This is a genomic window from Nonomuraea candida, from assembly GCF_000725485.1.
Lineage (GTDB): Bacteria > Actinomycetota > Actinomycetes > Streptosporangiales > Streptosporangiaceae > Nonomuraea > Nonomuraea candida.
Genome location: NZ_JOAG01000048.1, coordinates 76,187 through 102,165, shown reverse-complemented (window position 1 = coordinate 102,165; position 25,979 = coordinate 76,187). Strand labels below are relative to the sequence as shown.

23 protein-coding genes and 1 pseudogene are annotated in these 25,979 nt (G+C 73.1%); 11 read left to right on the top strand and 13 right to left on the bottom strand.

What is annotated here, in order from left to right; genetic code table 11:
• Positions 1-42: 42 nt before the first annotated feature.
• From IO39_RS36190 to IO39_RS36180, 3 genes are read right to left on the bottom strand one after another with little or no spacing between them, the layout of a single operon-like run.
• The gene (locus tag IO39_RS36190; protein WP_043633331.1) at positions 43-942 is read right to left on the bottom strand and encodes a carbohydrate ABC transporter permease; all 900 of its coding nucleotides are present in this window, start codon (positions 940-942) and stop codon (positions 43-45) included.
• Positions 939-1,910, bottom strand: a complete 972-nt coding sequence (locus IO39_RS36185) for a carbohydrate ABC transporter permease (RefSeq protein WP_084774072.1) — start codon at positions 1,908-1,910, stop codon at positions 939-941. Before IO39_RS36185 ends, IO39_RS36190 begins: the two co-directional genes overlap by 4 nt.
• Complete coding sequence (locus IO39_RS36180; protein ID WP_043633326.1) at positions 1,907-3,256, bottom strand: ABC transporter substrate-binding protein; 1,350 nt, start codon at positions 3,254-3,256, stop codon at positions 1,907-1,909. The genes IO39_RS36185 and IO39_RS36180 overlap by 4 nt, the downstream gene beginning before the upstream one ends.
• Before the next feature lie 337 nt (positions 3,257-3,593).
• Between IO39_RS36180 and IO39_RS36175 the strand changes: the two genes are divergently transcribed.
• The gene (locus IO39_RS36175; protein ID WP_245642489.1) at positions 3,594-4,613 is read left to right on the top strand and encodes a LacI family DNA-binding transcriptional regulator; all 1,020 of its coding nucleotides are present in this window, start codon (positions 3,594-3,596) and stop codon (positions 4,611-4,613) included.
• A 337-nt stretch (positions 4,614-4,950) separates the two neighbouring features.
• The gene (locus IO39_RS36170; protein WP_211267291.1) at positions 4,951-5,985 is read left to right on the top strand and encodes an arabinan endo-1,5-alpha-L-arabinosidase; all 1,035 of its coding nucleotides are present in this window, start codon (positions 4,951-4,953) and stop codon (positions 5,983-5,985) included.
• Positions 5,986-6,059: 74 nt separating this feature from the next.
• On the opposite strand, the gene IO39_RS36165 is transcribed toward IO39_RS36170, so the two are convergent.
• Together IO39_RS36165 and IO39_RS36160 are read right to left on the bottom strand one after the other, a co-directional pair.
• The gene (locus IO39_RS36165; RefSeq protein WP_043633321.1) at positions 6,060-6,746 is read right to left on the bottom strand and encodes a hypothetical protein; all 687 of its coding nucleotides are present in this window, start codon (positions 6,744-6,746) and stop codon (positions 6,060-6,062) included.
• A 385-nt stretch (positions 6,747-7,131) separates the two neighbouring features.
• A complete protein-coding gene (locus tag IO39_RS36160; RefSeq protein ID WP_084774069.1) occupies positions 7,132-7,968 on the bottom strand; it encodes an SDR family NAD(P)-dependent oxidoreductase in 837 nt (278 codons plus the stop codon).
• Positions 7,969-8,055: 87 nt separating this feature from the next.
• Here IO39_RS36160 and IO39_RS36155 point away from each other — a divergent pair, with 87 nt between their 5' ends.
• Both IO39_RS36155 and IO39_RS55215 read left to right on the top strand, forming a co-directional pair.
• Positions 8,056-8,913, top strand: coding sequence for a helix-turn-helix transcriptional regulator (locus tag IO39_RS36155; protein ID WP_043633320.1), 858 nt, complete (start codon positions 8,056-8,058; stop codon positions 8,911-8,913).
• Positions 8,914-9,194: 281 nt separating this feature from the next.
• Positions 9,195-9,647, top strand: coding sequence for a hypothetical protein (locus IO39_RS55215; protein WP_157549388.1), 453 nt, complete (start codon positions 9,195-9,197; stop codon positions 9,645-9,647).
• Between the two features lie 70 nt (positions 9,648-9,717).
• Here IO39_RS55215 and IO39_RS36140 read toward each other — a convergent pair whose 3' ends face one another.
• Positions 9,718-10,824 carry a WD40 repeat domain-containing protein gene (locus tag IO39_RS36140; protein ID WP_157549385.1) on the bottom strand — a complete coding sequence of 369 codons (1,107 nt, stop codon included), beginning with the start codon at positions 10,822-10,824 and terminating at the stop codon, positions 9,718-9,720.
• A gap of 208 nt (positions 10,825-11,032) precedes the next feature.
• On the opposite strand from IO39_RS36140, the gene IO39_RS36135 reads away from it, so the two are divergent.
• The 4 genes from IO39_RS36135 (at position 11,033) to IO39_RS36120 (ending at position 14,418) form a co-directional block, all read left to right on the top strand.
• Positions 11,033-11,707: a Dph6-related ATP pyrophosphatase gene (locus tag IO39_RS36135; protein WP_043633307.1), complete on the top strand. Its 675-nt coding sequence runs from the start codon at positions 11,033-11,035 to the stop codon at positions 11,705-11,707.
• 99 nt (positions 11,708-11,806) lie between these two features.
• On the top strand, positions 11,807-12,169 hold the full coding sequence (locus IO39_RS36130; RefSeq protein WP_052423809.1) for a hypothetical protein: 363 nt from the start codon (positions 11,807-11,809) through the stop codon (positions 12,167-12,169).
• A gap of 108 nt (positions 12,170-12,277) precedes the next feature.
• Complete coding sequence (gene uppS / locus IO39_RS36125; RefSeq protein ID WP_245642488.1) at positions 12,278-13,003, top strand: polyprenyl diphosphate synthase; 726 nt, start codon at positions 12,278-12,280, stop codon at positions 13,001-13,003.
• A complete protein-coding gene (locus IO39_RS36120) occupies positions 13,000-14,418 on the top strand; it encodes an oxygenase MpaB family protein (protein WP_043633302.1) in 1,419 nt (472 codons plus the stop codon). Before uppS ends, IO39_RS36120 begins: the two co-directional genes overlap by 4 nt.
• A gap of 36 nt (positions 14,419-14,454) precedes the next feature.
• Here IO39_RS36120 and IO39_RS36115 read toward each other — a convergent pair whose 3' ends face one another.
• Both IO39_RS36115 and IO39_RS36110 read right to left on the bottom strand, forming a co-directional pair.
• On the bottom strand, positions 14,455-15,381 hold the full coding sequence (locus IO39_RS36115) for an FAD-dependent oxidoreductase (RefSeq protein ID WP_245642487.1): 927 nt from the start codon (positions 15,379-15,381) through the stop codon (positions 14,455-14,457).
• Positions 15,382-15,422: 41 nt separating this feature from the next.
• On the bottom strand, positions 15,423-16,640 hold the full coding sequence (locus tag IO39_RS36110; RefSeq protein ID WP_043633300.1) for an MFS transporter: 1,218 nt from the start codon (positions 16,638-16,640) through the stop codon (positions 15,423-15,425).
• Positions 16,641-16,728: 88 nt separating this feature from the next.
• On the opposite strand from IO39_RS36110, the gene IO39_RS36105 reads away from it, so the two are divergent.
• Positions 16,729-17,205 carry a winged helix-turn-helix transcriptional regulator gene (locus IO39_RS36105; RefSeq protein ID WP_043633297.1) on the top strand — a complete coding sequence of 159 codons (477 nt, stop codon included), beginning with the start codon at positions 16,729-16,731 and terminating at the stop codon, positions 17,203-17,205.
• A 294-nt stretch (positions 17,206-17,499) separates the two neighbouring features.
• On the opposite strand, the gene IO39_RS36100 is transcribed toward IO39_RS36105, so the two are convergent.
• Complete coding sequence (locus IO39_RS36100; protein ID WP_157549382.1) at positions 17,500-20,604, bottom strand: DUF7824 domain-containing protein; 3,105 nt, start codon at positions 20,602-20,604, stop codon at positions 17,500-17,502.
• Positions 20,605-20,694: 90 nt separating this feature from the next.
• Positions 20,695-20,853: pseudogene (locus IO39_RS55210) on the bottom strand (VOC family protein); the annotation flags it as partial.
• Between the two features lie 53 nt (positions 20,854-20,906).
• On the opposite strand from IO39_RS55210, the gene IO39_RS36095 reads away from it, so the two are divergent.
• Together IO39_RS36095 and IO39_RS36090 are read left to right on the top strand one after the other, a co-directional pair.
• A complete protein-coding gene (locus IO39_RS36095) occupies positions 20,907-21,347 on the top strand; it encodes a MarR family winged helix-turn-helix transcriptional regulator (protein ID WP_043633290.1) in 441 nt (146 codons plus the stop codon).
• 84 nt (positions 21,348-21,431) lie between these two features.
• Positions 21,432-22,517, top strand: coding sequence for an FAD-dependent oxidoreductase (locus IO39_RS36090; protein WP_043633288.1), 1,086 nt, complete (start codon positions 21,432-21,434; stop codon positions 22,515-22,517).
• Positions 22,518-22,596: 79 nt separating this feature from the next.
• On the opposite strand, the gene IO39_RS36085 is transcribed toward IO39_RS36090, so the two are convergent.
• From IO39_RS36085 to IO39_RS36075, 3 genes are all read right to left on the bottom strand, one after another.
• On the bottom strand, positions 22,597-23,613 hold the full coding sequence (locus IO39_RS36085; RefSeq protein WP_043633445.1) for a helix-turn-helix domain-containing protein: 1,017 nt from the start codon (positions 23,611-23,613) through the stop codon (positions 22,597-22,599).
• 81 nt (positions 23,614-23,694) lie between these two features.
• The gene (locus IO39_RS36080; RefSeq protein ID WP_043633287.1) at positions 23,695-24,732 is read right to left on the bottom strand and encodes a 2,3-butanediol dehydrogenase; all 1,038 of its coding nucleotides are present in this window, start codon (positions 24,730-24,732) and stop codon (positions 23,695-23,697) included.
• Positions 24,729-25,979 (bottom strand): MFS transporter, encoded by a 1,251-nt coding sequence (locus IO39_RS36075; protein ID WP_043633284.1) that lies wholly within the window; start codon positions 25,977-25,979, stop codon positions 24,729-24,731. Before IO39_RS36075 ends, IO39_RS36080 begins: the two co-directional genes overlap by 4 nt.

Genomic DNA, 25,979 nt, shown 5'->3' with positions numbered 1-25,979 from the left:
CCCTTCGGGACGGGGTCGCTGCCGCGGGCTGGCGGGTGGCCGTCATTTGAGGGCTCCGACGGTCAGGCCGCCGCGCCAGTACCGCTGCAGCAGGAGGAAGGCGATGATCAGCGGCACGATCGCGACCAGCGCGCCCACGACGATGACGTTGAACAGGGCCGGCCCGCCGTTGCCGATGATGGCCGACATGTACCAGGTGCGCAGGCCCACGGTGAGCGGGAACAGCTCGTTGTCGCTGAGCATCACCAGCGGCAGGAAGAAGTTGTTCCAGGTGGCGACCATCGTGAACAGCAGCACGGTGACCAGCGCCGGCCGCATCGTGGGCAGCGCCACCCGGGTGAAGACCCGCAGCTCGCCGGCGCCGTCGATCCTGGCCGCCTCCAGCATCTCGTCCGGCACGGAGTCGTGCGCGTAGACGCGCAGCAGGTAGACGCCGAAGGGGTTGAGCAGCGACGGCAAGATGACCGCCCACACCGTGTCGGCCAGCCCGGCCTCGCTCATCAGCAGGTACGTCGGCAGGACCAGCGCGGTCGCCGGCACCATGATGAGGCCGAGCAGGGCCGCGAACAGCGCGCCCTGGCCGGGGAAGCGCAGCTTGGCGAACGCGTACCCGGCCAGGGCGGCGATCGCGGTCGCGCCGACGCCGCTGACCACGGCGTACAGCGCCGAGTTGCGCAGCCACTTGAGGTAGACGCCGCCGTCCTGCGTGACCAGCAGGGACAGGTTGTCGAACAGGGCGAAGCCGTCGCCGAACCACAGCGGCTGCGAGCCGAACAGGCCGTCGTTGTCCTTGGTCGCCGCCACGAGCAGCCACCAGAACGGCAGCAGGAAGTACACCGTCATGACGGCCATCACCGCGTGGGAGGCGATCCGGCCGCCGCCGGGCCGGCGCGCCGGCGCGGCGGACGTGGCCGGCGCGCCCGCGTGTGTCACCGTGCTCACCGCAGGGCGCTCCTTCGTCTGGTGGCGAACAGGAAGAGGTAGGACCCGACGAAGACGACCGCGCCGAGCAGGAACGAGATCGCCGCCGAGTAGTTGTACTGCTGGTAGGAGAACGCCTGCTGGTAGGCGTAGACGTTGGGGGTGTAACTGTTGGTGATCGCGCCCGGGTTGAGCGGCTGGAGGATCAGCGGCTCGGTGAAGAACTGCAGCGTGCCGATGATCGTGAAGATCGTGACCAGCACGATCGCCGACGAGATCATCGGGGTCTTGATCCTCAGGGCGATCTGGACCGCCCCGGCGCCGTCGATCCGGGCCGACTCGTACACCTCGCGCGGCAGGCCCTGCAGCGCCGCGTACAGCACGATCATGTTGTAGCCCGCCCACTGCCAGGTCACGATGTTGCCCAGGGAGTACAGCACCGTGTCGCCGGACAGGAAGTCCACGTCCGTCAGGGAGCTGAGCGGGCCGGTGTCGGGGCTGTAGAGGAATCCCCACATCAGCGTGCCGATCACCACCGGCACCGCGTACGGCACGAACGCCGCCAGCCTGAACAGGCGCGACAGCCGGGACGTCGCCGCGTCGATGAGGAGCGCGGCGAGCAGCGCGATGCCGATCATCACCGGCGTCTGCACCAGCCCGAAGACGATCACCCGCCCCACGCCGCGCAGGAACTCGGGGTCGGCCAGCGCCTGCCGGTAGTTGTCCAGCCAAGCGAAGACCTCCCCCTCCACCAGCGTCGAGCGGTAGAGGCTCAGCTTGGCCGCGTACGCCATCGGCAGCAGCAGGAAGGCGACGAGCAGGACGGTGAACGGCGTGACGAACAGCCAGCCGGCCACCGCCTGCCGCCCCACCGCGCGGCGGGGGCGGCGCCGCGTTCCGCCCCGCCCGTCGGGGCCGGCCGCCCGGTGCCCGCCTGCGGGACCGGGCGGCCGCACCCGGGTCGGGATCGACCCGTTCGCCGGGGTCATGGCGCGACCTTGAAGCCCTGCTGCGAGGCGTACGCGGACAGGTTCTGCTGCACCGTGTCCAGCGCCGCGGTCCAGGACGACTTCTTCTCCACCGCCTGGTTCAGCGCCGTCGTCAACTGGCTGAAGTAGTAGCTGTTGAACGGGCTCCAGCCGAACTCGCCGATGCCGTTGTACGCCGGCACGAACACCTCGTTGACCTTCTGGCCGCCGAAGAACTCGTACTCCTTGTCGCGGAAGTAGTCCCACTCCAGGATCGGCTTCGCCGTCGGGAACAGGAACGCCTCGTCGATGCCGATCTTCCAGGCGTCCTTGTTGCCGGCCCCGAAGAGCTCCATGGCGACCTTGGTCGCCTCCTTCGGGTGCTTGGTCTGGTCGGTCACCGCGAAGGCCGAGCCGCCCCAGTCGCCCTGCGCGTCCTCCCCGGCGTTCCACTGCGGCAGCGGCGCGGCCCGCCACTTGCCCGAGGTCTGCTTGGCCACGCTGGCCAGGTAGCCGGGGCCCCATCCGGCGGCCAGGTAGGTGGCGTACTTGCCGGTGGTCAGCCCGTTGTAGAAGTCGGTGGTGGCGAACGCGGCGGTGTCGGCCAGGCCGTTGTCCACCATGTCCTCCCAGTACGCCATCACCTTCTTGGCCGGCTCGCTGTTGACGTCCACGCCGATGGCGGGCGCCCGGGCGGCGCTGTAGTCGAACGGGCGCGCCCCCGCCTGCCACATCAGGCCGGTCATGAAGCCGCCGTCGTTGGCCCCGAAGTCGGTCATGAAGCTGGTGGGCGAGGCGGCCTTGAGCTTCTGCGCCTGCTCCTTGAACTCCGCCCAGGTCTTCGGCACGGTGAGCCCGTACTTCTTGAAGACGTCCTCGCGGTAGAGCATCGCCATGGGCCCGGCGTCCACGGGGATCGCGTACACCGACTCGCCGTTGCTGACCTGCTTCCAGGCCCAGTCGGCGTAGTCGCCCTTGATGGCGTTGGCGCCGTGCTTGCCCAGGTCGACCAGGTGCTTGGTGAGCTGGAAGGTGGGGATCTCCTGAAACTCCAGCATCACCACGTCGGGCGCGCCCTTGCCCGCCTTGAGCGCGGTCTGCAGCTTGGTGTACTGGTCCTGGCCGGTGCCGGCGTTCGTCCACTCGATCTGCACGTCGGTGTGGGTCCTGTTGAACAGGTCCACCACCTGCTTGAACGCGGGATACCACGCCCACACCTTGATCTTGACGGGACCGCCGGGCTCGGCGGCGGGTTCGGCGCCGCCGCAGCCGGCCGCCACCATCACCAGGGCGGTGACCACGGCCACCGCCGCGGCCCGGACCGGTCGGCGGCGTCGCCGTTCTAGACTGAAGTACCTGACACTCATGGGGTCCCTCCGCAGGGATTCCAGTGGCTCGTTCGATGTGTGAGGGAGGCCGGCCCTGGTGCTGGCACACCATGGGCCGGCCGTCATGCCCCAGCCGCCCACCCGGCGCCCCCGAGCGGTGTGAGATGTGGCCGCGGTCACACGCCCTGCCTGATGGGCAGGACGGGGGTCCTGTTCTACCATCTTTTGCAGCGCTGCAAGCAGCATGCACGCAGACCTCGTGGACGGCAAGAGGTAACCTGTCGGAAACTTCGGCCAAGGGACCGTTCACGAGGTTCGGGCCGAGACGCCGGCGGGGGAACAGATGCGACGAGGACGAGACGTCACGCTCCGGGACGTGGCGAAGCTCGCCGGTGTGTCCAGCCGTACCGTGTCCAACGTGGTCAACGGCTACGCCAACGTCACCGAGCACACCCGGGCCCGCGTGCAGCAGGCCGTGGACCAGCTCGGTTACCGGCCCAACGTGCTGGCCCGCAACCTCGCCAGCGGGCGCTCCGGGCAGATCGCCGTCGTCGTGCCGTACCTCGACACCCCGTACTTCTCGGAGCTGCTGCAGGGCATCATCCGGGCGGCCCGGGTGCAGGGCTACAACGTGCTGATCGACCAGACCGACGGCGACCCCGAGCACGAGCGCATGCTCATCAACCGCGGCTCCAGCCGGCTGCTCTTCGACGGCGTCATCTTCAGCCCGCTCGGCCTGTCGCAGGAGGCCCTCGCCGACCGCGACCCCGGCCTGCCGCTGGTCATCCTCGGCGAGCGGGTCAGCGACGGCACGTTCGACCATGTCGGCATCGACGACGTGGCCGCCTCCCGGCAGGCCACCGAGCACCTGCTCGACCTCGGCCGCACCCGGCTGGCCGCGATCGGCGACCAGCCGTACGCGACCGGGGAGTGCGCGCAGCTGCGCACCAGCGGCTTCCGCGAGGCGCACGAGCGGCGCGGCCTGCCGGTGCGCGAGGACCTCATCGTGCACACCCCGCGCTTCACCCGGCCCGACGGCGCCCAGGCGATGGCCCGCCTGCTCGACCGCGACGACCCGCCGGACGCCGTCTTCTGCTACAGCGACCTGGTCGCGCTGGGCGCGATCCACACGCTGCTGGCCCGGGGCCTGCGGGTGCCGGAGGACGTGGCGGTGATCGGTTACGACGACATCGAGGACGGCCGCTACTCCAACCCGTCCGTCACCACGATCTCGCCGGACAAGGAGATGATCGCGACCACCGCCGTCGAGCGCCTGCTGCTGCGCATCGGCAGCGCCACTCCCCCGCCCGGCCTGGAGGTACGCGCCCCGCACCGGCTGATCGTGAGAGAGAGCACCGCGGGACGCGGCGCGCCGGCGTCCCCCCGAACGGGGTGACGGAGACCTCCCCGGAAGTTTCCGGCTTGTTTCCCTTGCGTTCGCCCGGCGGTCCGTGCATGCTTCTTGCAGCGCTGCAACGGCCGGCGCGCCCGTCAAGATCGGCGTCAGGCCCGCGTGAGATGCGCGGACATCGGCGTCCGGACGCCCCTGGGGAAGCGCGGACCCGCTCCACGTTCAACCGGAGTGTTAGCGATACCACAGCCGCCGGCCATGGTCCGACCGCAAAGCCTCCCCGACCTGCCCACCCAGGGGTGTCAAGAACAGAGGTGAATGTTAGCGCTAACAAAGGAAGTCGTGCACGTCACCCGGCCCATCGTCCGTAAGGAGACCCGCTGTGAAGACACCCGCACGCGCCCGGCGGCCGTACCGTCGCCGGATCATTGCCGCCCTCGCCTCGTCCGCCGTGGCGCTGCTCGCCCTGTCGTCGTCGGTCGTGACCGCCGCACCCGCCGCCGCGACCGGCGGGAAGTCCTCCGGCACGACCCTGGCCTACCCCCTGCCCGGCCATGTCACCGGCGACATCGGCGTGCACGACCCCGAGGTGACCAAACGGCCCGACGGGACGTACCTGCTGGCCCACACCGGGAACAACATCTCGCTGAAGACCTCCACCGACCGCACCGCCTGGCGCAACGCCGGCTCGGCGTTCCCCGGCGGAGTGCCGTGGGCCCACCCCTACACCAACAACAGCAACCATGTGTGGGCCCCCGACATCTCCTACGTCAACGGCCGGTACTACCTGTACTACTCGGCCTCCAGCTTCGGCTCCAACCGCTCGGCGATCTTCCTGGCCACCAGCACCACCGGCGCCTCGGGATCATGGACTCACCAGGGCCTGGTCATCGAGTCACGCACCAGCGACAACTTCAACGCCATCGACCCGAGCATGACCATCGACGCCCAGGGCCGCTGGTGGCTGACCTTCGGCTCGTTCTGGTCGGGCATCAAGCAGATCCAGCTCGACCCGGCGACCGGCAGGCGCACCGGCACCACCCTCACCAGCGTCGCCGGCCGCGGCGGCGGCGCCATCGAGGCGCCCACCCTCATCCGCCGCGGCGCCTACTACTACCTGTTCGTCTCCTTCGACTACTGCTGCCGGGGCGCCGCCAGCAACTACCGGATCATGGTGGGCCGCTCCACCTCGGTCAACGGCCCCTTCACCGACCGCAACGGGGTGGCGATGAACTCGGGCGGCGGCACCGAGATCCTGGCGGGCCAGGGCAGCATCCACGGCCCCGGCCACCAGACCTACCTGGACGACAACGACGGATCCGTCCTCTTCTACCACTACTACGCCAACAACGGCGCGTCCCTGCTCGGCATCAACAGGCTCGGCTGGGACTCGGCCGGCTGGCCCTACGTCTTCTAGATCGCCGGGAGCCCGGAGGGGTCCGCCTCCGGGCTCCGCCGGAACGGAGCGCGACGGGATCGTGCCGTTCCGGCCTACGGCTCGTAGTGGATGTGCATGGAGGAGATCCGGTCGTTCCAGGCATTGCCGACGTAGTTCACCTGGGTCCAGTTGTGCCAGTAGGTCTTGGCGCCCTGGTAGGAGTTGTGCTCCCACACGTTGAGGTAGTTGCAGCGGGAGTGGCCCTGCCGCCAGGACGAGATGCGATCGTTCCACATGACGCCGAGGTCGCGGATGCCGTACCCGGCGGTGTCGCACGGGCCGGCGGAGCCCCACCAGCGGTATCTCGGCAGGCCCTGGTTGATGTTGTCGGCGGCTTCGAGGAGCAGCGTCGACGCGGCCTGCGCCGAGGTGCGCGCCGCGCCGACGGCGGCCTGGTCCGCCTGCTCGATGGTGTCCGCGCACGCCTCTTTGAGCACCCGGGAGAACGTCTCCCCCGGCCTGATCGGCGCCAGCAGGACGGAGCAGGAACGCGCGGGCGCCCGCTCCGGGGCGGACTCTCCCGTCTGTCCCGCGCCGGACGCCGCCGCCGGGCCCGGGGTGGACGCCGCGGCCGGGGCGGTGGCGACGCCGCAGGCCACCAGGGCGAGCACGGCGAGGGCGCGGCCGTGCCCGCGGGCCGCCAGAACCGCCGTGACCGCCGTGCTCCTGGCCGCCTTCGCGGTTCTCCCGGCCGCCGTGGCCGCGATCGCCGGCAGGCTCCGGTTCCGGTCAGTACGCATGTCAGTCTCCTTCTGCTGGCGTGGGACGCCCCGCCACCACGGGGGCCGGGGTCGCGAACGGCCTGCGCGAAGACCTTCGCCCGGGTCCGGCGAGAAGGCGCGAGGCCGGTCGACCGGCGGTGTGCACCGCACTCCTCACCCTCCGGCACCGCAGGTCGCCAGGCCAGGACAGCAGCCGGACATATGGCGGACATCTCGCCGCCCGGCGGAACTGCCCGGCGGAACCCGACCGACCGAACCGGCCGCAGGAACCCGGCCGACGGAACCCACCGACGGAGCCGGGCCGACGGAATCCGGCCGACGGAACGCGGCTGGAAGGCACCGGCGAGCCCCAGCCGCGTGCCCGCCCGGCCGTCGCGCGGATCGGGCGGGGCGGAGGCGGGGCTCAGGCGCCGGCGCCGCCGTCGACCGGGACGATCGCGCCGGTCACCATCGAGGCCCGGTCGCTGAGCAGCCACGCGGCCACCTCGGCCACCTCGCGCGGCTCGGCCATGCGGCCCAGCGGCGTCGTCGCGTTGATGTGCTCGATGACGCCGGGGGACACCGCCTCCCACGCCTCGATCATCTCGGTCTCGGTGCCGCCGGGGGTGAGACCGTTCACCCGGATGCCCTCGCGGCCCCAGGTCACGGCGGCGGTCTCGGTGAGGCTGTTGAGCGCGCGCTTCATCGCGCCGTACGCGGGCAGGGCGGGGTTCGCGCGGCGGCTGCCGATGCTGGAGGTGTTGACGATCGCGCCGCCGCCGCTGCGGCGCATGAGCGCGGCCTCGGCGGTCATCGCGGTCCAGTGCCCGCGGAAGTTCACCGCGAACTGCACCTCGATGTCCTCCTCGCTCGTCGTGTCGAGCGGGCCGGGCTGCTGGATCGTCGCGCCGTTGTTGAACGCCCCGTCGAGCCGCCCGTGCAGCTCCTCGACGCGGTCGATCGCGGCGCGGATGCTCGCACGGTCGGCCAGGTCCATCGGCACGGCGTCCGCCACGCCGCCGCCGTCGCGGATCTCGGTGACGACGTGCCGGAGGGCGTCGGCGCTGCGGGCGGCGAGCACGACGGCGGCCCCCTCGGAGGCGAAGAGCCGGGCCGCGGCCGCCCCGATGCCGCGGCTGGCGCCGGTGATGAACACCACCTTGCCGGTGAGCAGGCCGATGGGCGCGATGCCGTGATGAGTGCCGTGATGAGTGCCGTGATGAAGGTCGCTGCGAATGTCGCCATGAATGTCGTTCGTCATGCCGACCAGTGTCAGGCGAGCCCCCGGACCGGATGCAGGCACAAGCGGTACCAGGATGTGGCGCCGCCCGGGGTGCACACTGACGGTATGGACAAACAGGAACTCGGCGCGTTTCTCCGCAGCCGCCGCGAACGGCTCCGGCCGGAGGACGTCGGCCTGCCCTCGGGCCCGCGCCGCCGCACCCCGGGGCTGCGCCGCGAGGAGGTGGCGGTCCTCGCGCACATCTCCACGGAGTACTACGTCCGGCTGGAGCAGGGCCGGGCGCCGCGTCCGTCGGGCGAGGTCCTCGCCGGGATCGCCGGCGCGCTGCGGCTCACCGACGCCGAGTCCGAGCACCTGCACGTGCTGGCGGGCACCGCGCCGAGCCGTACCGGGCGGCATCGACGCGACGTCCGGCCGAGCATCCTGGCGCTCCTCGATCGGCTGCCGCAGACGGCCGGCATCGTGATCTCGGCCACGTTCGAGGTGCTCGCCTGGAACGACCTGGCGGCCGCGCTCATGGAGGACTTCGGCGAGCTCGCGCCGCGCGACCGCAACCTCGCCCGGCGCGCCTTCCTCACCCCGGACGACGCCGACGCGATGCCGTACGGGCTCTCCGACGCCGCCGAGTTCCGGCACCACGCCGTCATGGAGCTGCGCGCCACCCTCGCCCGCTACCCGTCGGACCCGGCCGTGACCGGGCTGATCGACGAACTGCGCGAAGGCAGCCCCGAGTTCGCCCGGTTGTGGGAGCGGCACGACGTGCGGGCCGCGCCGACGCTGACGAAGACGTTCCGCCACCCGGTGGTCGGGGAGATCACCGTCGACTGCGACGCGCTCGCGCTCGCGGACCGCGACCAGCACCTCGTGCTCTACAGCGCGCCGCAGGGCTCCCGCTCGGCCGAGGCGCTGGCCCTGCTGAGCGTCCTCGGCGCCGAGTACGCCAGGACGAGCGGGCACCTCTGACGGGGCACCCGATGGCGGGCGGCCGCCTTGTCAGCGCGAGACGGGGGTGCGGCCGTCGGCGTACCGGCTGAGGTGACGCCACGCCGGCCCTCGCGCCAGGGGGTCAGCGCAGCGGGCGGAACGCGTCCCGGAGCTCTCCGACAGCAGTTCTTGCGGTCCGCTCAGCGGAACACCGCATTGCGCGACCCCGACGCCTCCTAACAGAATGTGCTGGCTAAATCACCAAGAGATACGGCCGCGGATGTCGCCTGGAGAACCCCCGGCTTCCGGAAGGACGAAGAATGGCCCCCCGAATCTTCGCGTCAAGGCCCAGAAGGTCAGCGATCCTCCTGTCCGCCGCCCTGCTCGCGGCGGCGCTCGCGCCGGGTGTGATCATCCCCCGTCCGGCCGCGGCCGCCGACCCGACCTGCGGATCGTGGGCCTCCAGCAGGTCCGCCCCGGGCCTCATGGGGCGGATCTGCATCCGGGGCGCGGGCGCGAACTGGAAGCAGGCGGTGACGGAGATCCACAACGGCTCGCGCGCCATCCAGGTCATCTCCCCGGTGACCGCCGCTCTGGATCCGCTGGGCGGATACAGAGCGGCGTACGACATCATCATCCGGCAGCAGCGGACCGGGACCGTCGCCACGCGGATCGTCGCCGACAACGACCCCTTCGAGCTCGACCGCGCGGAGGGCTCGTTCACCGTGGGGCCGTTCGAGACCATCGGCTTCGTCTCCCCCTGGGTCGGCTGAGCCGAGACGCCGGAGCCCGGGCCAGCGCCGCGGCCGGCACCTCCCGGCAGCCGCTCGCGGAGGTGTCCTCTCAGGCGCCGGTGGTGTACTCGTACAGGTCGTAGGCGACCATCACGAGCCGGCCAGGGCCGGAGGCGTAGCCCAGGGTCGAGCCGAGCGGGCTGGTGACCGCCTGGTAGCCGAGGGTGCTGAGGCCGGCGCCGGCGGTGCCCATCCAGAGCGCGCCCTCCTCGGTGGAGGCGAACCAGCACGGCCCCCCGGAGTAGGCGCCCCAGGTCGTGGCGAAGTTGAACGCCTGCGGCCGCTGGGTGTCGACGATGAGGTTGGCCTGGTCGAGCAGGGTGATCTGCCAGGTGCCGGGGTCGATCGAGTAGTACCAGAGGTTGTGGTCCTGCGGGCCGACGGAGCAGTTGGCCACGAGCAGCTTGTCGCCGCTGACGGACAGGCTGTTGATGCCGCGCTGGGCCTGCGGGTTGAACACCGTCTGGGAGAGGATCGCCCCGGACGGCACCTCGACGACCGACAGGTATCCGTCCTCCGACCCCGCCACCACGCAGGACCTGCCGGACGATTCGGACACGACGCGGATGGCGTGGATGTCGTGCAGGCCCCAGGGGTTGACCGGGCTGGGGTTGCGCACGTCGACGGCGCGCAGGAAGCGCAGCCGCCGCTCCTGCTGCGCGTATTTCCAGATCGAGACGTGTCCCGTGGTGTGGCCGACGACCAGGCTCTGCCCGGTGCCGATCGCCCCGGTGGCGACGCCCAGGGCGGGGTCGTAGCCATGGGTGCCGGCCGCGCGCAGGTCGGGCCAGCCGCCCGGCCCCGCGGCCCACAGCGCGATCGACCGGTCGTCGTTGGAGCTGGCGAACGCCCGGCCGGGCAGCGCGGCGAGCATCCGCACCCCCTGGAAGGCCGGGCTGGTGACCGCCTCGCTGATGACCGGGCCCGTGACGCTGGAGTCGGTGAACCTGAACACGCTCATCGAGCCGTCCCAGCGGCCGACCACGAAGTGCTCCTGGTCGAGCCAGGTGAGCTGCTGGGCCATCTCGTAGGTGGTGCCGTTGGAGGTGATCGGCAGCGCCGTGGCCGCCCTGGCCGGCGCCGGGAAGGCGACGCCGCGCTCGATGAGCTCCTGCCGCGAGCGCACGACCGCGGGAACGCCTCGATCAGCCGCCATCGTCCGCCGTCCTTCCCCCGTCGTCGCGGACACCGCCGGCGCCGGGGCCGGCACGGTGATGCCCGCCAGGGCCGCCGCCGAAAGGAGGCCGCCCCGTAACACCAGCCGCCGCCCTACCGGATGGCCCGGGCGTGGCGCCAAAGGCTCGCTGGACACCTCGTCACTATCGCACCGCCGATGATCGGGCACAAGAAATACACTGGCCCATATGGAAACAGGAGACCGTTTCTTCACGTCCTGGAGCGGTGGCAAGGACTCCGCGATCGCCTTGCACCACGCGGTGCGGGACGGCGGGATTCCCGAACTGCTCATCACGATGATGACCGAGACGGGAGAACGGTCGCGTTCCCACGGTCTCAGCCGTGACTTGCTGACGGCCCAGGCGCAGGCTCTCGGCATTCCCGTCCGTTTCGCCGCGGCCACCTGGGCCGATTACGAGGACACGTTCCAGAAGACGGTTTCGGGCGCCGTCCAGGAAGGTCTTCATATTGGCGTTTTCGGCGATATGGATATCGAATCCCATCGGGAATGGGTGGTCTCCACCTGCGCCCGCGCGGGGGCGGCGGCCGAGCTGCCGCTGTGGGGGCGTGAGCGGGCGGGGCTGATGGCGGAGCTGGTGGCGGAGGGGTTCCAGGCGGTCCTGGTCGCCGTCAGGGAGCCGCTGCTGTCGCCGGACCTGCTGGGCCAGGTCATCGACCGCGACATGATCCGCCACTTCGGCGAGGCGGGCGTGGACCTGGCCGGCGAGAAGGGCGAATACCACACCGTCGTCGTCGACGGGCCGATCTTCCGGCGTCCCCTGCCCGTCACGCTCGGGGAGAAGGTCCTCAGGGACGGCGTGTGGTTCGTCGACATCACGGCGGGCAGCCCCGGGGATCGGTGAGCCCGCCGCCCGCCTCCCTCCCGGCGCGGCGGGCCGCCGTCAGGACCCGGGCGCCGTTCATGGGAGGGTTGAGCACCGATCAGGGGGCGGGGTGAGAGCGTGACCATGCAGGCGCAGAAGGGGCGGGCGCGGGACGCCCTCTGGGAGCCCGCGCTGGCGAACCTCGCTCTCGGCGTGCCCGCCGTCGTGCCGCTCTCTCTGGCGTGGTGGCTGCTGACCGAGTACCTGCCGATGGACTGCGGCCTGCCCGAGTCCGCCAACTGCGACTACGAGACCCTCGACAACGGGTTCGTGCTCACCGTGCTGCTGGTGGTGACGGGCCTGCTCTCGTTGACGCAGGTGATCGTGATCGACGTCGCCCTCCCGCGCTGGCACGGCCGGCGGCGGGCGGCCTGGCTCGGCTCCGCCGTGCTCATCCCCGCGCCGTTCCTGATGTGCCTGGCGCTGGCCTCGGCGGCCTGACGGCGGGGCGCGTGAAGGCGCGGGCGGCGGGGCCCGGCCATGCCTGAACGTCCCGAACGGCGAGCACATAGAGTATCGTCGCAGTAACGTTCGGCTATTGGGGTGGTCATGGTCGTGCCGCGTCACGTGGCGTGTGTGATGGACGGGAACGGCCGCTGGGCCGCGCAGCGCTCGCTGCCGCGCACGGCGGGCCACGAGGCCGCCGAGGCCGCGGTGATGGACGTCATCGAGGCGGCGCGCTCGGCCGGCGTGGCCTGGCTGAGCCTGTACGCGTTCTCCACCGAGAACTGGCGACGCCCCTCCGCCGAGGTCGACATCCTCATGCGGCTCGTCCGCCGGGCCATCCGCAAACACGCGCCGGTGCTGCACGCGCGGGGCATCCGCTGCCGGTTCCTCGGCATGACCGATCCGCGCATCCCGGCGCCGCTGGTCCAGGACATCACCGACCTGATGACGCTGACCCGCGACAACAGGCGCATGACGCTGACCGTCGCCTTCGACCACGGCGGCCGCCGCGACATCGTGGAGGCCGCGCGCTCGCTGATCCGGTCGGCGACGCCGGCCGAGCAGGTCACCGAGGCCAGCTTCGCCGCGCACCTGCCCTGCCCCGACACCCCAGACGTGGACCTGGTCATCCGCACCTCCGGCGAGCAGCGCATCTCCAACTTCATGCTCTGGCAGGTGGCCTACGCCGAGTGGGTCTTCCCCGAGGTGCTCTGGCCCGACTTCCGCGCGACCCACTTCTGGGAATGCCTCGACACCTACCTGCGGCGCCAGCGCCGGTTCGGCGACGTGCGCCGCCCCACGACCATGACAGGAGAAGGTCTCCGATGAGCCAGACCACCACCCCGCCGGCCGACGTCGACGTCTTCGGGCCCGGCTCCCTCCTGCGCCGCCTGGTCAACGAGGCGCGCTGGGGTCTCGCGGTGGCCCGGGCCACCCTGCTGGAGGCCGCCCACCCGCAGATCGGCGCGGCGCTGATGGAGAACTCCACGTTCCTGACGCACCCGTGGCGGCGCCTGCGCAACACCACGATGAGCTCGCGGCGGCTGCTCGACCCCGACCCGCGCGTCCGCGACCGCGAGGCCGCCCGGCTCAACCGGCTGCACGCCCACATGTCCGGCGTCGACGCCCAGGGCCGGCCCTACGACGCGACAGACCCCGAGGCGCGCGCCTGGGTGGTGGCGACGCTGTTCGAGTCGACGGTGACGATGTGCCGGCTGAGCGGCGACGCGCTCGACGCCGAGGCGATGCGGCGGCTCTACGACGAGCACCGCACCCTCCTGGCCCTGATCGACGGCAGCAGTGACCGCCTCCCCGAGACGCTGCCGCAGTTCTGGGCCTACTACGACGACGTCGTCGAGCACCGCCTGGAGAACAACGAGGCGGTGGGCGTCATCCTCTACCGGCTCTTCGCCAACGTGCCCGCGCCCCCGGTGCTGCGCGCCCATCCCGCGCTGTGGACCGCGGGCCGGGCCGTGGCGGGCCCGGTCGCCGCCGCGATCACCATCGCCTCGCTGCCCGAGGCCTTCAGCCGGCGCGTCGCCCTGCCCGACCTGCCGGGCGCCCGGACGCTCATGCAGACCACCTACCTGGGCGCCGCCCTCGCCACCCGCTACCTGCCGGAGAGCTGGACACGGGTGGAGTTCGTCATGGGCCTGCTGGACCCTTCCCCCGGGGGCGCGGACCCGTGGGAGGCCGTACGCCGGCGGGCCGGCAAGGCCGCGGCGCTGGCCCGCCTCCTCACCCCCGCGGGCGATGACGACCAGGTGACCCGGTCGGCCGACCGGTTCTTCGCCGAGGTCCTCGACCAGACCGGCGACGGCTGCCTGCGCTGGCCCGATCTGGCCGCCATGGCCCGGGAGATCGCCACCCGGCTCGACCTGGGCGAGCAGGAGGAGGATCGGCTGTTCCAGGCGTACGCCACCTGGTGGCGGGAGCTGCAGGCCGCGCTCGACGGCGACGGCGACGGGCGCGTCACCCGCGCCGAATACGCCGCCGGGGCCGCCCGCCTGCCCGGCACCGGGCTCATCAGGATCGCCGACGTGCTGTTCGACGTCACCGACACCGACGACGACGGGAAGATCGACGCCACGGAATACCGCGACCTGTTCCGCACCACCTTCCACCGCGACCTGGCCGGCAGCGGCGACGGCTACACCCGCGCCGACTTCGTCCGGCAGTTCGTCTCCTTCATGTCCGGCCAGCAGCACTCGGCCGCCTACACCTCGCTGCTGACCTCGGGGTGAGCGCGGCCGGCTCCCCCACGCCGGGCGCGCGGAGCGTCAGCGGTCGCCGGTGGTGGCGAAGTCGGGCAGCTCGGTGGAGATCAGCCCCTCGGCGGCGCCGTCGAGGAGGCGGGCCATCTTCGTGGAGCGGGGCAGCATGGCCCGCTCGTAGGCGCGGACCGCTTCGCCGGGGGTGTCGTGGCGGGCGAGGGCCGGGGCCAGCTCACACGCGTCCAGCAGGGCGAGGTTGACGCCGACGCCGAGCGGGGGCATGAGGTGGGCGGCGTCGCCGAGCAGGGTCACCGTGGGGTCGTGCGCCCACTCGTGCGGGACGGGCAGGGCGAAGATCGGGCGGTCGACGTAGGGGCCGTCGTTGTCGGTGACCAGCCGGCGCAGGCGGGGCGACCAGTCGCGGTAGCGCTCCAGGAGGAGGGCGCGGATGCCGCCGGTGTCCTGCGGGGTGAGACCGGCCGCGGTGATCCAGTCGGCGGGGACGCGCTGGATGAGGTAGACGCGGATGTGGTCGCCGCCGTTGCGCTGGGCGAACAGGCCGCGGTCGCCGTCGGCCGCGGCGGCGCTGCCCTGGCCGACCAGCTCGGCGATGCCGGGGTGGCGGGTCTCGACGTCGTGGAACCAGGCCTCCAGGAAGCTCACGCCGGTGTAGCGGGGGGTGGCCGGGGAGACGGCGCGGCGGACCTTGGACCAGGCGCCGTCCGCGCCGATGATCAGGTCGGCCTCGACGGTGGCGCCGTTCGCGAAGTGCAGCAGCCGGGGGCCCGCCGCGCTGCCGCCGACGGCCCGCAGGGTGTGACCCCAGCGCACGGTGCCGGGCCGCAGCGAGGCGAGCAGCAGGTCGCGCAGCCGGGCGCGGTCGATCTCCGGCTTGAACCGCTCGTCCTGCTCGGGGACGTGGTGGAAGAGGGTGGCGCCGGGCGGGTCGAGCTGGCGCATCTCCTGCCCCTCGGGGCATCCCCGCACGGCCATCAGCCGGGCCTTCGACCTCCTGGAACACGGCTGGAGCGCGCTCACGTGAGGGGGAGCCCCCGGCGCGACCGCGCCCGGGGGCTTTCGGGCCGGAGGTTCGCGCCGCCGGCGGGCAGGCGCCCGCCGGCCACCCAGACCGCCAGCGCGCAGGCCGCGAACCCGGCCCCCAGCAGGCTGGCGCCCGTCCAGCCGTGCGCGGCGAAGGCGGCGCTGGACGTCGCCGCGCCGAGGGCGGAGCCCAGCGAGTAGAAGACCATGTAGCCGCCGATGACGCCGGCGGCGCGCTCGGGATGCGCGGTGGTGAGCAGGTGCTGGCTGCTCACGTGCACGACCTGGACCGCGAGGTCGAGCAGCACGATCCCCGCGACCAGCAGCCACAGCGACCACGGCAGCTGCGCGATCGCCGCCCACGCCAGGACGAGCAGGGCGAGCGCGAGACCGGTGACCGGGGTCGCCCGTCCCGCGTCCGCCCACCGTCCCGCGCGTGCCGCGCCGAGCGCGCCGGCCAGCCCGGCGAGGCCGAGCAGCCCGATCTGGCTCTCGCCCAGCCGCCACGGCGCGCCCGACAGCGGCAGGGACAGGCCGCTCCACAGCGTCCCGAACGAGGCGAACAGGAAGAACGCGATGAGCCCGCGGGTCAGGAACAGGCGCTGCCCGAACAGCCCGCGCAGTGAACCGACGGCCCGCGCGTACCCCAGGGGGCGGCCGGGGCGCTCGTCCGCCGGCAATGCGGCGAGGACGAGGGCCATGAGCCCGAGCGACGACACCGCGAGCACGGCGTAGACGCTCCGCCAGCCCCACACCTCGGCGAGCGTGCCGGCGACGACCCGCCCGCCCAGGATGCCGGCCACGACGCCCGAGGTCACGACGCCGATGGTGCGCCCGCGTGCGGCGGGCGGGGAGATCGACGCGGCGTAGGCCACCGTGGTCTGCACCACGACCGCGAACACCCCGGCCACCGCGAGCCCCGCGAACGCCGCCCAGGCGGCCGGCGCCGCGGCCGTCAGGGTCGCGCCCGCCGCGACGAGCGCCAGGTGCACGGCGATGAGCCGGCGCCTGTCGGCCACGTCGCCGAGCGGCACCAGCAGCACCAGCCCGGCCAGGTAGCCGATCTGGCCGGTCGCGACGATCCACCCGGCGAGGTCCGGCGGCACGCCGAGAGCGCGTCCCATCGGCTCCAGGACCGGCTGCGCGGCATACACGCCCGACACAGCCACACCGCACACCGTCGCGAGCAGCGCCCGCCGCCATCCGTTCATGGCACCCCCGACCTCAATCAGTTGCAATTCGAAACTGATTGGACCGTACGGCATAATGGTTTCAATCCGCAATTCATCGGGAGGTGTCATGCCGCGCACCGCCACGCGCGTCCCGGATCTCGACTGGACCGACCCCGAATGTCCCGTGGCCCGCACGCTCGACCTCGTCGGCGACAGGTGGAGCCTGCTGATCGTCCGCGACGCCATGGACGGGGCCCGGTCGTTCACCGAGTTCCAGCGGCGCACCGGCATCGCCCGCAACATCCTCACCGACCGGCTGCGCAAGCTCACCGCGTACGGGCTGCTCGCCCAGCGCGCCGCACCCTCCGGGCGCCGCCAGGAGTACGTGCTCACCGACGCCGGCCGCGATCTGTTCCCCGTCATCCTCACGCTGCGGCAGTGGGGCGAACGCCACGCCTTCGCGCCCGGCGAGGCCCACTCCACCCTGGTCGACCAGCACGGCGTGCCGGTGCCGCGCATCGCGCCGGCCGGCGCCGACGGCGCCCTCCTCGACACCGGCACCACCCGCGTGCGCAGGGCCGACAGCGGCGGGCCGCACCGCTGACGGATGTCGGAGGCCGCGCCGGGGTTTTCCCCCGGCAAGCCCCCGCCTCACCGTTGACGCGTGCCGCAGCGGGGACCGGTACGGGATCGTGGTCGGCCCGGTGGACGAGGTCGCGACAGAAACGACGGACCGGCGGGGCGGCGCGGGCCGGCCGGGCCGGTCCCGCCGGGCAGGGTCGGGCGGGCCGGTCCCGCCGCGGGAGGTCGGGCGAGCCGGTCCCGCAGGATGGGGCCGGGCGAGCCGGTCCCGCCGGGCGAGGGGCGAGCCGGTCGCGCAGCCGGAGGGCGGGGCGGGTCAGGCGAGCTGGTTCTGCAGGCGGGCGCATTCTCGGACGAAGCGGCTGCGGCCCCCGGCCGCCACGTACGCCGTCACCTGCGGGATCGCGCCGCGCGCCCCCGCCCAGGTCGCCGTGTCGGCCGCGAGCGTCATCGCCTCGGTGTGCCAGGTGAGCGGGCGCTCGCCGGGGGCGGGCAGCAGGACGGGCAGCAAGGTGGTGAGCAGCCGCCAGACCGCGGCGTACGCGCCCTGCCGCGCCGCCTCCGCCAGCACCCGGACCACCCGGCGCTCCTCGAACCGCGGCGAGCGCCGCAGCAGCAGCGCGACCTGCTCACCCACCGCCTCGGCCGGCAGGTCACCCCTGGCCGCCATGCGCAGCAGCAGCGGCGCCGCCTCCTGGTGCCCGGCGGCCACGAACCAGGCCAGGGTGAGCGCCATCGCCTCCCCCGCGGGCCCGTCGGCGTCGGCCAGCGCGTGCACGAACTGCGGCGCGACCGTCGGATACATCAGGAACGGCAGGTAGTTGAGCGCCACGACCTCCCGGTGCGACGGCAGGACCGCCGGCCACCAGCCCTGCTCGGTGCCGTGGTCGTCCCAGCGCCACCGCGACGGCTCGCTCAGCAGCAGCTCGTCGATCAGCTCGTGGCCGGTCGGCTCGGCCCGCAGCCGCGGCACCAGCCGGATCTCGTACGGGCGATGGCCCGGCGGGTGCTCGTCGAAGTACCGGTCGATGGCGCCGTCCAGGTAACCCCACCGCAGGCCCGTCTCCGGGTCGGGCAGCCCCTCCCCCGCCAGCCAGGCGGCTGCCGTGGCCCCGGCCGCCGAGCCGACGCGCGCGGCTCCTTCCGCGGCGTGCGGGTGGCGGCCCCGGGGCAGCCGTATCAGCGCCTGCGCCAGGTCGGCGGGCAGCGGCTCGGCGCCCGCCGCCGCGCACTCGGCCAGCCGGTCCACCAGCACGTCCGGGTCGAGGTGGCCGGTCATGAGCGTGGGCGTGGACAGCAGCAGGGGCGGCAGCGTCCCCGCCCGCAGCGCCTCGTAGATCTCGCAGAGCCGGTGCAGCAGGAACAGGTGCGGCGGCGAGACCCACGCCGGCTGCGGCAGGCGGCGCCTGCGCCGCGACTCCACCGCCGGGTCGGGCGGCTCGGGCTTGGCGAACAGCGGCCGGGGCCCGCTGTAGGCGAAGCCGACGCGGTAGCCGCGTGGTTCGCCGGGCGCGGGCGGGGGGATGGGCAGCCCGTCGCGCATGGCCGCCACGCGCTCCTTGGACACGCCGATGCCCAGGAGCTGTTCGAAGATCTCCTCGCGTACGTGGTCGGGCAGCTCGCCGAAGAACCGCCCCGGCTCCTCCGGCTCCTCCGCCGCATCACCCTCGATCTGCTCCCCCGGGTCCGCCGCATCGCCCTCGATCTGCTCCGCCGCACCGAGGTCCGGCTGCCCGGGCGCGTCGAGTTCCGGGTCCTCGTCCTCCGGGACGGGGGTGACGTGGACCTGGAAGCTCATCCCCGCCCAGGGGTCGACGGGCTCCGGCTCGGCCGGGCCGGGGTCGGCGCCGGGCGACAACACCTCCTGCTCCATCGCGGCGAACCAGGATCGGGTGTCGGCCCAGGTGTCGCGCTGGAACAGGTAGGAGGCGTCGCGCCCGGAGCCCTCGGCCAGCGTGCGCCGCAGCTTCTCCCGGTCACCGGCCGCCGCCCGGACGAAGGCGGCCAGCCACCGCTCGTAGTCGGGCCACTGGTAGATGTTCCACGGCAGGTCCAGGGTGGGCTCGGGGAGCGGCCCGGGCACGGACGGCGCGGGCAGCGGCGGCGGGGTGAACACCTCGGTCTGCTCCGGGGCCGCCGCCTGCCCGCCGTACACAGCCGCGACCCGCGCGCCGAGCGCCGCCGGCAGCATCGGCACGGCCTCGGCGATGACCTCTCCCGCCGGGGCGAGGGCGGCGGCGTGCTTGAGTGCGATCCTGGCCGCGCGGCCCTGGACCTCGTACGAGGCGTGCCCGAACGCGGAGGCCAGCGCAGAGGCCAGCGCAGAGGCCAGCGCGGAGGTCATCGCGGAGGTCGGCGCGGAGGTCATCGCGGAGGTCGGCGCGGAGGCCAGTGCGGAGGCCAGTGCGGAGGCGCGTGGCAGCTCCCGTTCGAGCCGGCGCAGGCCCTCGAGGGCGAGCTTGGCCTCGGGCCGGAAGGTCAGCGCGCCGATCGCCTCGGCGGCCTCGTCCGCCGGGTCCGGGCCGGCGCTCCTGAGCTGGGCGAGGGCCAGCTCGGCGACCGTGCCGGGTGCGGCGGGCAGCAGCCGCAGGTAGTCGCGGCGCCGGGCCGCGCTCTCCTGCGGCGTGGGGTCGAGCAGGTGGTGCAGGCGGACGAAGAAGCGCAGGCTGATCGCGTCGCCGCCGCACAGGAAGCGGCGCAGGCACCCGTCCAGCAGCTCCGCACGCGAGATCCGGCCCGCGGCCTGGAGCCGGACGATCAGGGCCGGCCAGCGGGTGGGCCGGGGCTCGATCCGCTCCTCGCGTAACTCGCGGCCGGCGCCCTCGGCCTCGAAGACGCGCGGCAGCAGGGGCCCGATCAGCGGGTCGTCGTCGGACGGCCCGGCGCGCAGCCAGGCGAGCACGAGCGGGTCGTGCTCGGGCGGCGGGGCGCCGCAGGCCCGCAGCAGCGCCAGTGCCAGTGGTGCGGTGCGGTCGTCGGCCGTGCGGATCTTCTTCGCCAGCCGTACGGCGACCTCGGCCTGCCAGGCGGCCGGGCGCGCGGCCAGCACCCTGGCCACCTCCGTCACCCTGGACCCGCGGCCGGCGAACTCGCGCCTGGTCAGCCAGGCGACCGTGGTGGCCGGACCGCCCAGCACGCCCGCGCCCGCGATCCGCAGCACCTCCCCGTGCCCGCCGATGCCATCCCCCGACCTGCCGTCCCAGCCCTCGCCGTCCCAGCCCTCGCCGTCCCATTCGCCGCTTCCGCCGGACCAGCGTGCGTGTGCCTCCCGGTCGGCGGCCGCGCGCAGGGTCCTGCGCAGGTCCGGCAGGCGCCGCGCGGCCTCGGCGCGGTCGTCGCCGGACAGGGTGATCACGAGGTCGGCCAGGCCGGTGGCGTCGCGGGCGGTGATGAGGTCGCTGATGCGCGTCCATGCCGTCATGAGGACGCCTCCGTACGAGTAGGTGCACACGTCATGCGTGGCACCCTAGAGATCATCTCCGACAATCCCCCGCAGCCGCGCACCTCACCCTCACCACCACGCCTGGCTGGGGCGCGTCACCGCCAGGGTGCGCAGGACGCAGAACTCGTTGCCCTCGGGGTCGGCCATGACCACCCAGCTTCGGCCCGGGCCCTGGCCCACATCCCTCTTGACGGCGCCGAGGCCGAGCAGCCTGGTCACCTCGCCGTCGGTGCTAGGTGTCCGATTTGATAGTTAACAGCGCAATGGTTAACGTGTTAACTATGAGCGGGTTGGCGCGAGAGAGCACGTTGGAGCTGATGCGGCGGGTCGTGTGGGGCCAGCGGCGCATCGCCGACGACTGGATACGGGAACGCGGCCTCACCCACGAGCAGAGCGCCGTGCTGGCGTACCTGTCGAAGAACCCGGAGGCCATCCAGCGTGACGTCGCCCGGGCCATGCGCACCAGCGCGCCGGGTGTCTCGCGGCTTCTGGCCGGGCTGGAGCGGCGCGGACTCGTGGAACGCCGGACGCAGGAGGGCGACACGCGCAGCCGCCGGGTGCGGGTCACCCCGGCGGGCGCCGAGCTGATCCAGGGTTTCGAAGAGGCCATGGACCGCGTCGAGGAGTCGATCCTCGCGCCGCTGGGCCCCGAAGGGCGGGCGCTGCTCCACGACCTCCTGGAGCAGCTCGCCTCCAGGATCGAGCCGCCCGGCTCCCCCTGACCCGGCCCTGTCACCCCGCGCGACGGCCGGGAGCCCTCGCGGGCAGGACCGCCGGTTCGACCAAGAACAGTAAGGAACGCACGCATGACTCAGATTACGATCATCGGTGCCGGTCTTGCCGGACTGACACTGGCACGAACCCTGGCCGTGCACGGCATCCCGTCCACGGTGTACGAGGCGGAGGCGTCCGCGCAGGCCCGGGGCCAGGGCGGCATGCTCGACATCCACGACTACAACGGGCAGCACGGAATTCGTGCCGCCGGCCTGATGGACGGCTTCCGATCCCTCATCCTCGAAGGCCGCCAGGCATCCCGCGACGTGGCGCCCGACGGCACCATCCTGGCGGACCGGCCCGACGACCCCGCCGCAGGCCGCCCCGAGGTGCAGCGCGGCGAGCTCCGGCAGTTGCTGCTGGAGTCCCTGCCCGCCGGCACGGTCGTCTGGGGCCACAAGACCCAGACGGTTCGGACCCTCCCGGACGGTCGTCACGAAGTGGCCTTCGCCAACGGATCGACGGTGGTCACCGACGTCCTCGTCGGCGCCGACGGCGCCTGGTCGAAGGTCCGGCCGCTGCTGTCCGACGCCACGCCCTCCTACGCCGGACGCTCGATGGTCGAGACGTACCTGTACGAGAGCGACACCCGGCACCCGGCCACCCTGGCGCTGGTCGGCGGCGGGTCGATGACCGCCTACGACGAGACCACCCGCATCGGTCTGGGCGTGCAGCGCGAGCGCGCGGACACCCTGCACTCCTACGCCATGTTCGACCAGCCGCTCGACTGGTTCGACGGCATCGACTTCACCGACGGCCCCGCCGCCGCCCGCACGGTCGCGGCGATGTTCGAGGGGTGGGCGCCGGAGCTGGTCGCGCTGGTCGCCGACAGCGACATCCCGCCGATCTTCCGCCCCTTGTACGGGCTGCCGATCGGGCACCGCTGGGAGCATGTCCCCGGGGTCACGCTCATGGGAGACGCCGCCCACCTGGCGCCGCCGGACGGCGAAGGGGCGAACTGGGCGCTGTACGACGCCGGCCGGCTCGGCAACGCCATCGCCGAGCGGCCCGAGGACATCGACGCGGCGATCCGCGCCTACGAAGCCGCGCTGTTCCCGCGGAACATCGACACCGCCACCGCGGCCGCGGCCTACTACCCCGACTTCACACCGCACTGACCCAGCTCCCCGGGCAAGGGTGCCTGCACGGACCCGGCAGGCACGGACCCGGCAGGCACGCCGGTCTCCGGCGCCCCGCCTACGTGGCCGGCTCCCGCCGGGCGCGGGCCTCGCTCGGGGTGAGGCCGAACCGGGCGCGGAAGAGGCGGGCGAAGTGGGCCTGGCTGGAGAACCCCCACCGGTGCGCGACGTCGGCGATCGTCGTCGCCGCCGCCCCGGGGCCGGTCAGCGCTTCGTACGCCCTGGTCAGGCGGCGTTCCATGATGTGCCGTGCCGGGGTCGTGCCGCTCGGCTCGAAGATGCGCGCCAGGTGCCGTACGGAGACGCCCATGACGCCGGCCACCTGCGCCGCGCCCAGGCAGGGGTCGTGCAGGTGGCGCTCGATGTAGTCCTCGGCCACGATGAGCTGCGAGCGGTACGCGCCCGGCCCCGGCCGGCCGCCCGTGCGCTCCTCGGCGAGCTGCCGCAGCAGGTCGAGCACGGCCCGCTCGGCGTCGGCGGGATCGTGCCCGTCACGCAGCGCGGCCAGCCCGCCCAGCAGCGAGCCCAGCGCCGCCACCAGCGCCCCCTCCCGCGCGGTGCCCCGCCCGAACAGCATCGGCCCGGACAACGTCGGCCCCGACGACGCCGGACGGGACGATGCCGGCCCGGGCACGCCGCCGCCCACGCACTCGCGGGCGAACACCTCGCGGGGCACGTCCACCAGGATCTGCCGCATCGAGGAGGAGAACCCGAACAGGTACGGCCTGCGCGTGTCGTAGACGACCAGCTCGCCCGCCGTGGCCGCCAGGCAGCCGTTCTCGTGCAGGAACACCGCCTCCCCCTTGAGCAGCAGGGTCGCGAACACCGAGTCCTTGGGCGCCGACCTGACCGTCTGCGGGCTGCGCTCGATGGCGTGGGCGTTGCCGGTGATCTCGGCCAGGCGCAGCCCGCCCAGCTCCAGGTTGGTCTGCCTGGCCAGCAGGCCCCGCTCGGAGTAGGACGTGCAGGACAGGCCCACCAGCGCCTTGCGGTTGTAGTCCTGCCAGTAGTCGATGCGGTCGGCGGGATCGACGTGCTCGGTGGTGGCCCGGGAGATCACGGAGAGGGCGGACAAGGCGACCTCCTGATGTTCGCGCATGTCAGGGGGACTCAGCTTAGGTCACGGATCACGCCGCCAGGTAGCCTCCGTCCCCGCTCACGGCCGCCGCTCCGCCGGGCGTACCAGCACCTTGATCTGCTCCTGTCCGCGCAGCAGCGCCTCGAACCCGTCACGGACGACGTGCTCCAGCGGGACGGTGGCGGTGACGATCCCGGCCAGGTCCACGCCCTCCTCGGCCACCAGGCGGATCAGCTCCGGATACGCGTCGCGATAGCCGACGCTGGTCAGGAGGGTGTGCTCGTTGTTCACCAGCGCGAACGCGTCCAGGCTGACCGTGCCGGCCAGGCCGACGAACATGACCCGCCCGCCCCGCCGGGTGGCGGCCAGGCAGGCGCGCAGGGTGTCCTGCGAGCCGGCCGCCTCGAACGCCACGTCCACCCCCTCGCCGCCGGTCACGCCGGCGAGGTCCGCGCCCACCTCGGCGGCGCCCAGGCGCAGGGCCAGCTCGCGGCGGGCCGGGGAACGGTCGGCGGCGACGACGCGGCCGGCGCCGTGGCGGGCGGCGAGCAGGGTGACGAGCAGCCCGATCGGCCCCAGGCCGAGGACGGCCACGCTCTCGCCGGGCCGGACCGCGGCCCGGCGCACCGCGTGCAGGGCCACGGCCGCCGGCTCGAACACCGCCGCCTGCTCCAGGGAGACGGCGGCGGGCAGCCGGTGCAGCATGTACGCGGGCACGGTCGCGCACTCGGCCAGCCCGCCGTGCCCCATCAGCCCGGCGAACCCGAAATGCCGGCAGATGTTGTACTCCCCCGCCCGGCACCGCGGGCAGATCCCGCACCGGTAGTGCGGCTCCACCGCCACCCGGTCGCCCGGGACGAGACCGGTGACGCCGCCGCCCACGTCGCGCACGGTGCCGCAGAACTCGTGCCCCAGGACGATCGGCGCGGCCACGCCGGACTCCGGATGCGGCGCGCCGACGGGGATCGCGTGCGGCCCGTCGGCGTACTCGTGCAGGTCACTGCCGCAGATGCCGCAGTACGCCACCTCGATCGTCACCTCCCCGGGCCCGGGCGGCCGCACCGGCACGTCCTCGACCCGGACGTCCCCGGCCCCGTACCAGAGTGCCGCCCTCATGCGGCCGCCCGGCGGCGCAGCACGGCCGGAGCCGTCTCCTTCAGCGCGAAGCAGAGCGCCACCACGGCCAGCGCGCCGCCGGCGGCGATGAACATCGCGGCCTGCAACCCCCACCGGTCGGACGCCCAGCCCGCGACCATCGGCCCGAGGAACCCGCCGGCCAGCTCGCCGACGCCCATGATCACGCCGAGCGCCGTGGCCAGCGCCGCCCGCGGCACGGTCTCGGCCGGGATCGTGGCCATGAACAGCGTGAAGCAGCCCAGCCCGGTGTAGGTGACCACCATCAGCGCGCCCAGCAGCACGGGGCTGTCGACGTACACGACGGCGAGCGGGCAGCAGACCGCCAGCGCCGTGAACCCGATCAGCGCCGGCTTACGCCCGATCCGGTCGGAGAGGGCCGGGGTCGCGAACCCCCACAACACCCACGCCACCCCCAGGCAGGTCATGACCCCGCTCATCGTGCCGGGGCCGAAGCCCTTGACCTCGGTCAGGTACGTCGGGGTGAAGGTGATGATGGTGACGAACCAGGTCAGGTAGCAGCAGGCGATGAGCATGCAGACGACGATGTTGCGCAGCCGCAGCACCTCGCCCAGCGGCACCTTGACCGCCGGCTCCTCCTCCCGCACCTGGGGGGCTCGGGGCGCACGCTCGCGCACGAACCTCCAGATGAGCGCGGCCAGGATCAGCCCGGGGACGATCGTGACATAGAACGCGACGCGCCAGTCGTACGTCTCGGCGATCCACACCACGACCAGCGGCGCCAGGATGCCGCCGAGCAGGCCCGCCGACGAGCCCTGCAGCAGGCCCATGTTGAGGCCCCGGCGGCTCTCCCTGGACGCCTCGACCATGAGCGACTGCGCCATCGGCAGCACCGCGCCCTCGGCCGTGCCCATCAGCGCCCGCGCCACGAGCAGCCCGGCGAAGCCGCTCATCAGCCCGGACGAGGCGGAGAAGAGCGAGAACAGCACCACGGCCACGACGAGGATCGGCTTGCGGCGGCCGAGCGCGTCCGACAGGCGGCCGGCGAACATGCCGGCCAGCGCCCAGGTGAGCGCGAGCACGCCGGACAGGGTGCCCAGCTCGGCGTTGGACAGGCCGAAGTCCCTGTCCATGTACGGCGCCAGGAACGCCAGCGCCTGGCGGTCGAAGAAGACGAACCCGAAGGACAGGAAGAGGATGACGAGCAGGCGCAGCTCGTACCGGTCGGCCGCGCGGGAGTCGGGCGCGGCGGTGGGGGTGTCGGTCAT

What these genes read in the sequence shown, in the direction of transcription:
- IO39_RS36185 (WP_084774072.1), bottom strand. Translation starts at nt 1,910, where the DNA reads ATGACCCCGGCGAACGGGTCGATCCCGACCCGGGTGCGGCCGCCCGGT.
- IO39_RS36180 (WP_043633326.1), bottom strand. Translation starts at nt 3,256, where the DNA reads ATGAGTGTCAGGTACTTCAGTCTAGAACGGCGACGCCGCCGACCGGTC.
- IO39_RS36165 (WP_043633321.1), bottom strand. Translation starts at nt 6,746, where the DNA reads ATGCGTACTGACCGGAACCGGAGCCTGCCGGCGATCGCGGCCACGGCG.
- IO39_RS36160 (WP_084774069.1), bottom strand. Translation starts at nt 7,968, where the DNA reads ATGACGAACGACATTCATGGCGACATTCGCAGCGACCTTCATCACGGC.
- IO39_RS36155 (WP_043633320.1), top strand. Translation starts at nt 8,056, where the DNA reads ATGGACAAACAGGAACTCGGCGCGTTTCTCCGCAGCCGCCGCGAACGG.
- IO39_RS55215 (WP_157549388.1), top strand. Translation starts at nt 9,195, where the DNA reads ATGGCCCCCCGAATCTTCGCGTCAAGGCCCAGAAGGTCAGCGATCCTC.
- IO39_RS36140 (WP_157549385.1), bottom strand. Translation starts at nt 10,824, where the DNA reads ATGGCGGCTGATCGAGGCGTTCCCGCGGTCGTGCGCTCGCGGCAGGAG.
- IO39_RS36135 (WP_043633307.1), top strand. Translation starts at nt 11,033, where the DNA reads ATGGAAACAGGAGACCGTTTCTTCACGTCCTGGAGCGGTGGCAAGGAC.
- uppS (WP_245642488.1), top strand. Translation starts at nt 12,278, where the DNA reads ATGGTCGTGCCGCGTCACGTGGCGTGTGTGATGGACGGGAACGGCCGC.
- IO39_RS36120 (WP_043633302.1), top strand. Translation starts at nt 13,000, where the DNA reads ATGAGCCAGACCACCACCCCGCCGGCCGACGTCGACGTCTTCGGGCCC.
- IO39_RS36115 (WP_245642487.1), bottom strand. Translation starts at nt 15,381, where the DNA reads ATGGCCGTGCGGGGATGCCCCGAGGGGCAGGAGATGCGCCAGCTCGAC.
- IO39_RS36110 (WP_043633300.1), bottom strand. Translation starts at nt 16,640, where the DNA reads ATGAACGGATGGCGGCGGGCGCTGCTCGCGACGGTGTGCGGTGTGGCT.
- IO39_RS36105 (WP_043633297.1), top strand. Translation starts at nt 16,729, where the DNA reads ATGCCGCGCACCGCCACGCGCGTCCCGGATCTCGACTGGACCGACCCC.
- IO39_RS36100 (WP_157549382.1), bottom strand. Translation starts at nt 20,604, where the DNA reads ATGACGGCATGGACGCGCATCAGCGACCTCATCACCGCCCGCGACGCC.
- IO39_RS36095 (WP_043633290.1), top strand. Translation starts at nt 20,907, where the DNA reads ATGAGCGGGTTGGCGCGAGAGAGCACGTTGGAGCTGATGCGGCGGGTC.
- IO39_RS36090 (WP_043633288.1), top strand. Translation starts at nt 21,432, where the DNA reads ATGACTCAGATTACGATCATCGGTGCCGGTCTTGCCGGACTGACACTG.
- IO39_RS36080 (WP_043633287.1), bottom strand. Translation starts at nt 24,732, where the DNA reads ATGAGGGCGGCACTCTGGTACGGGGCCGGGGACGTCCGGGTCGAGGAC.
- IO39_RS36075 (WP_043633284.1), bottom strand. Translation starts at nt 25,979, where the DNA reads ATGACCGACACCCCCACCGCCGCGCCCGACTCCCGCGCGGCCGACCGG.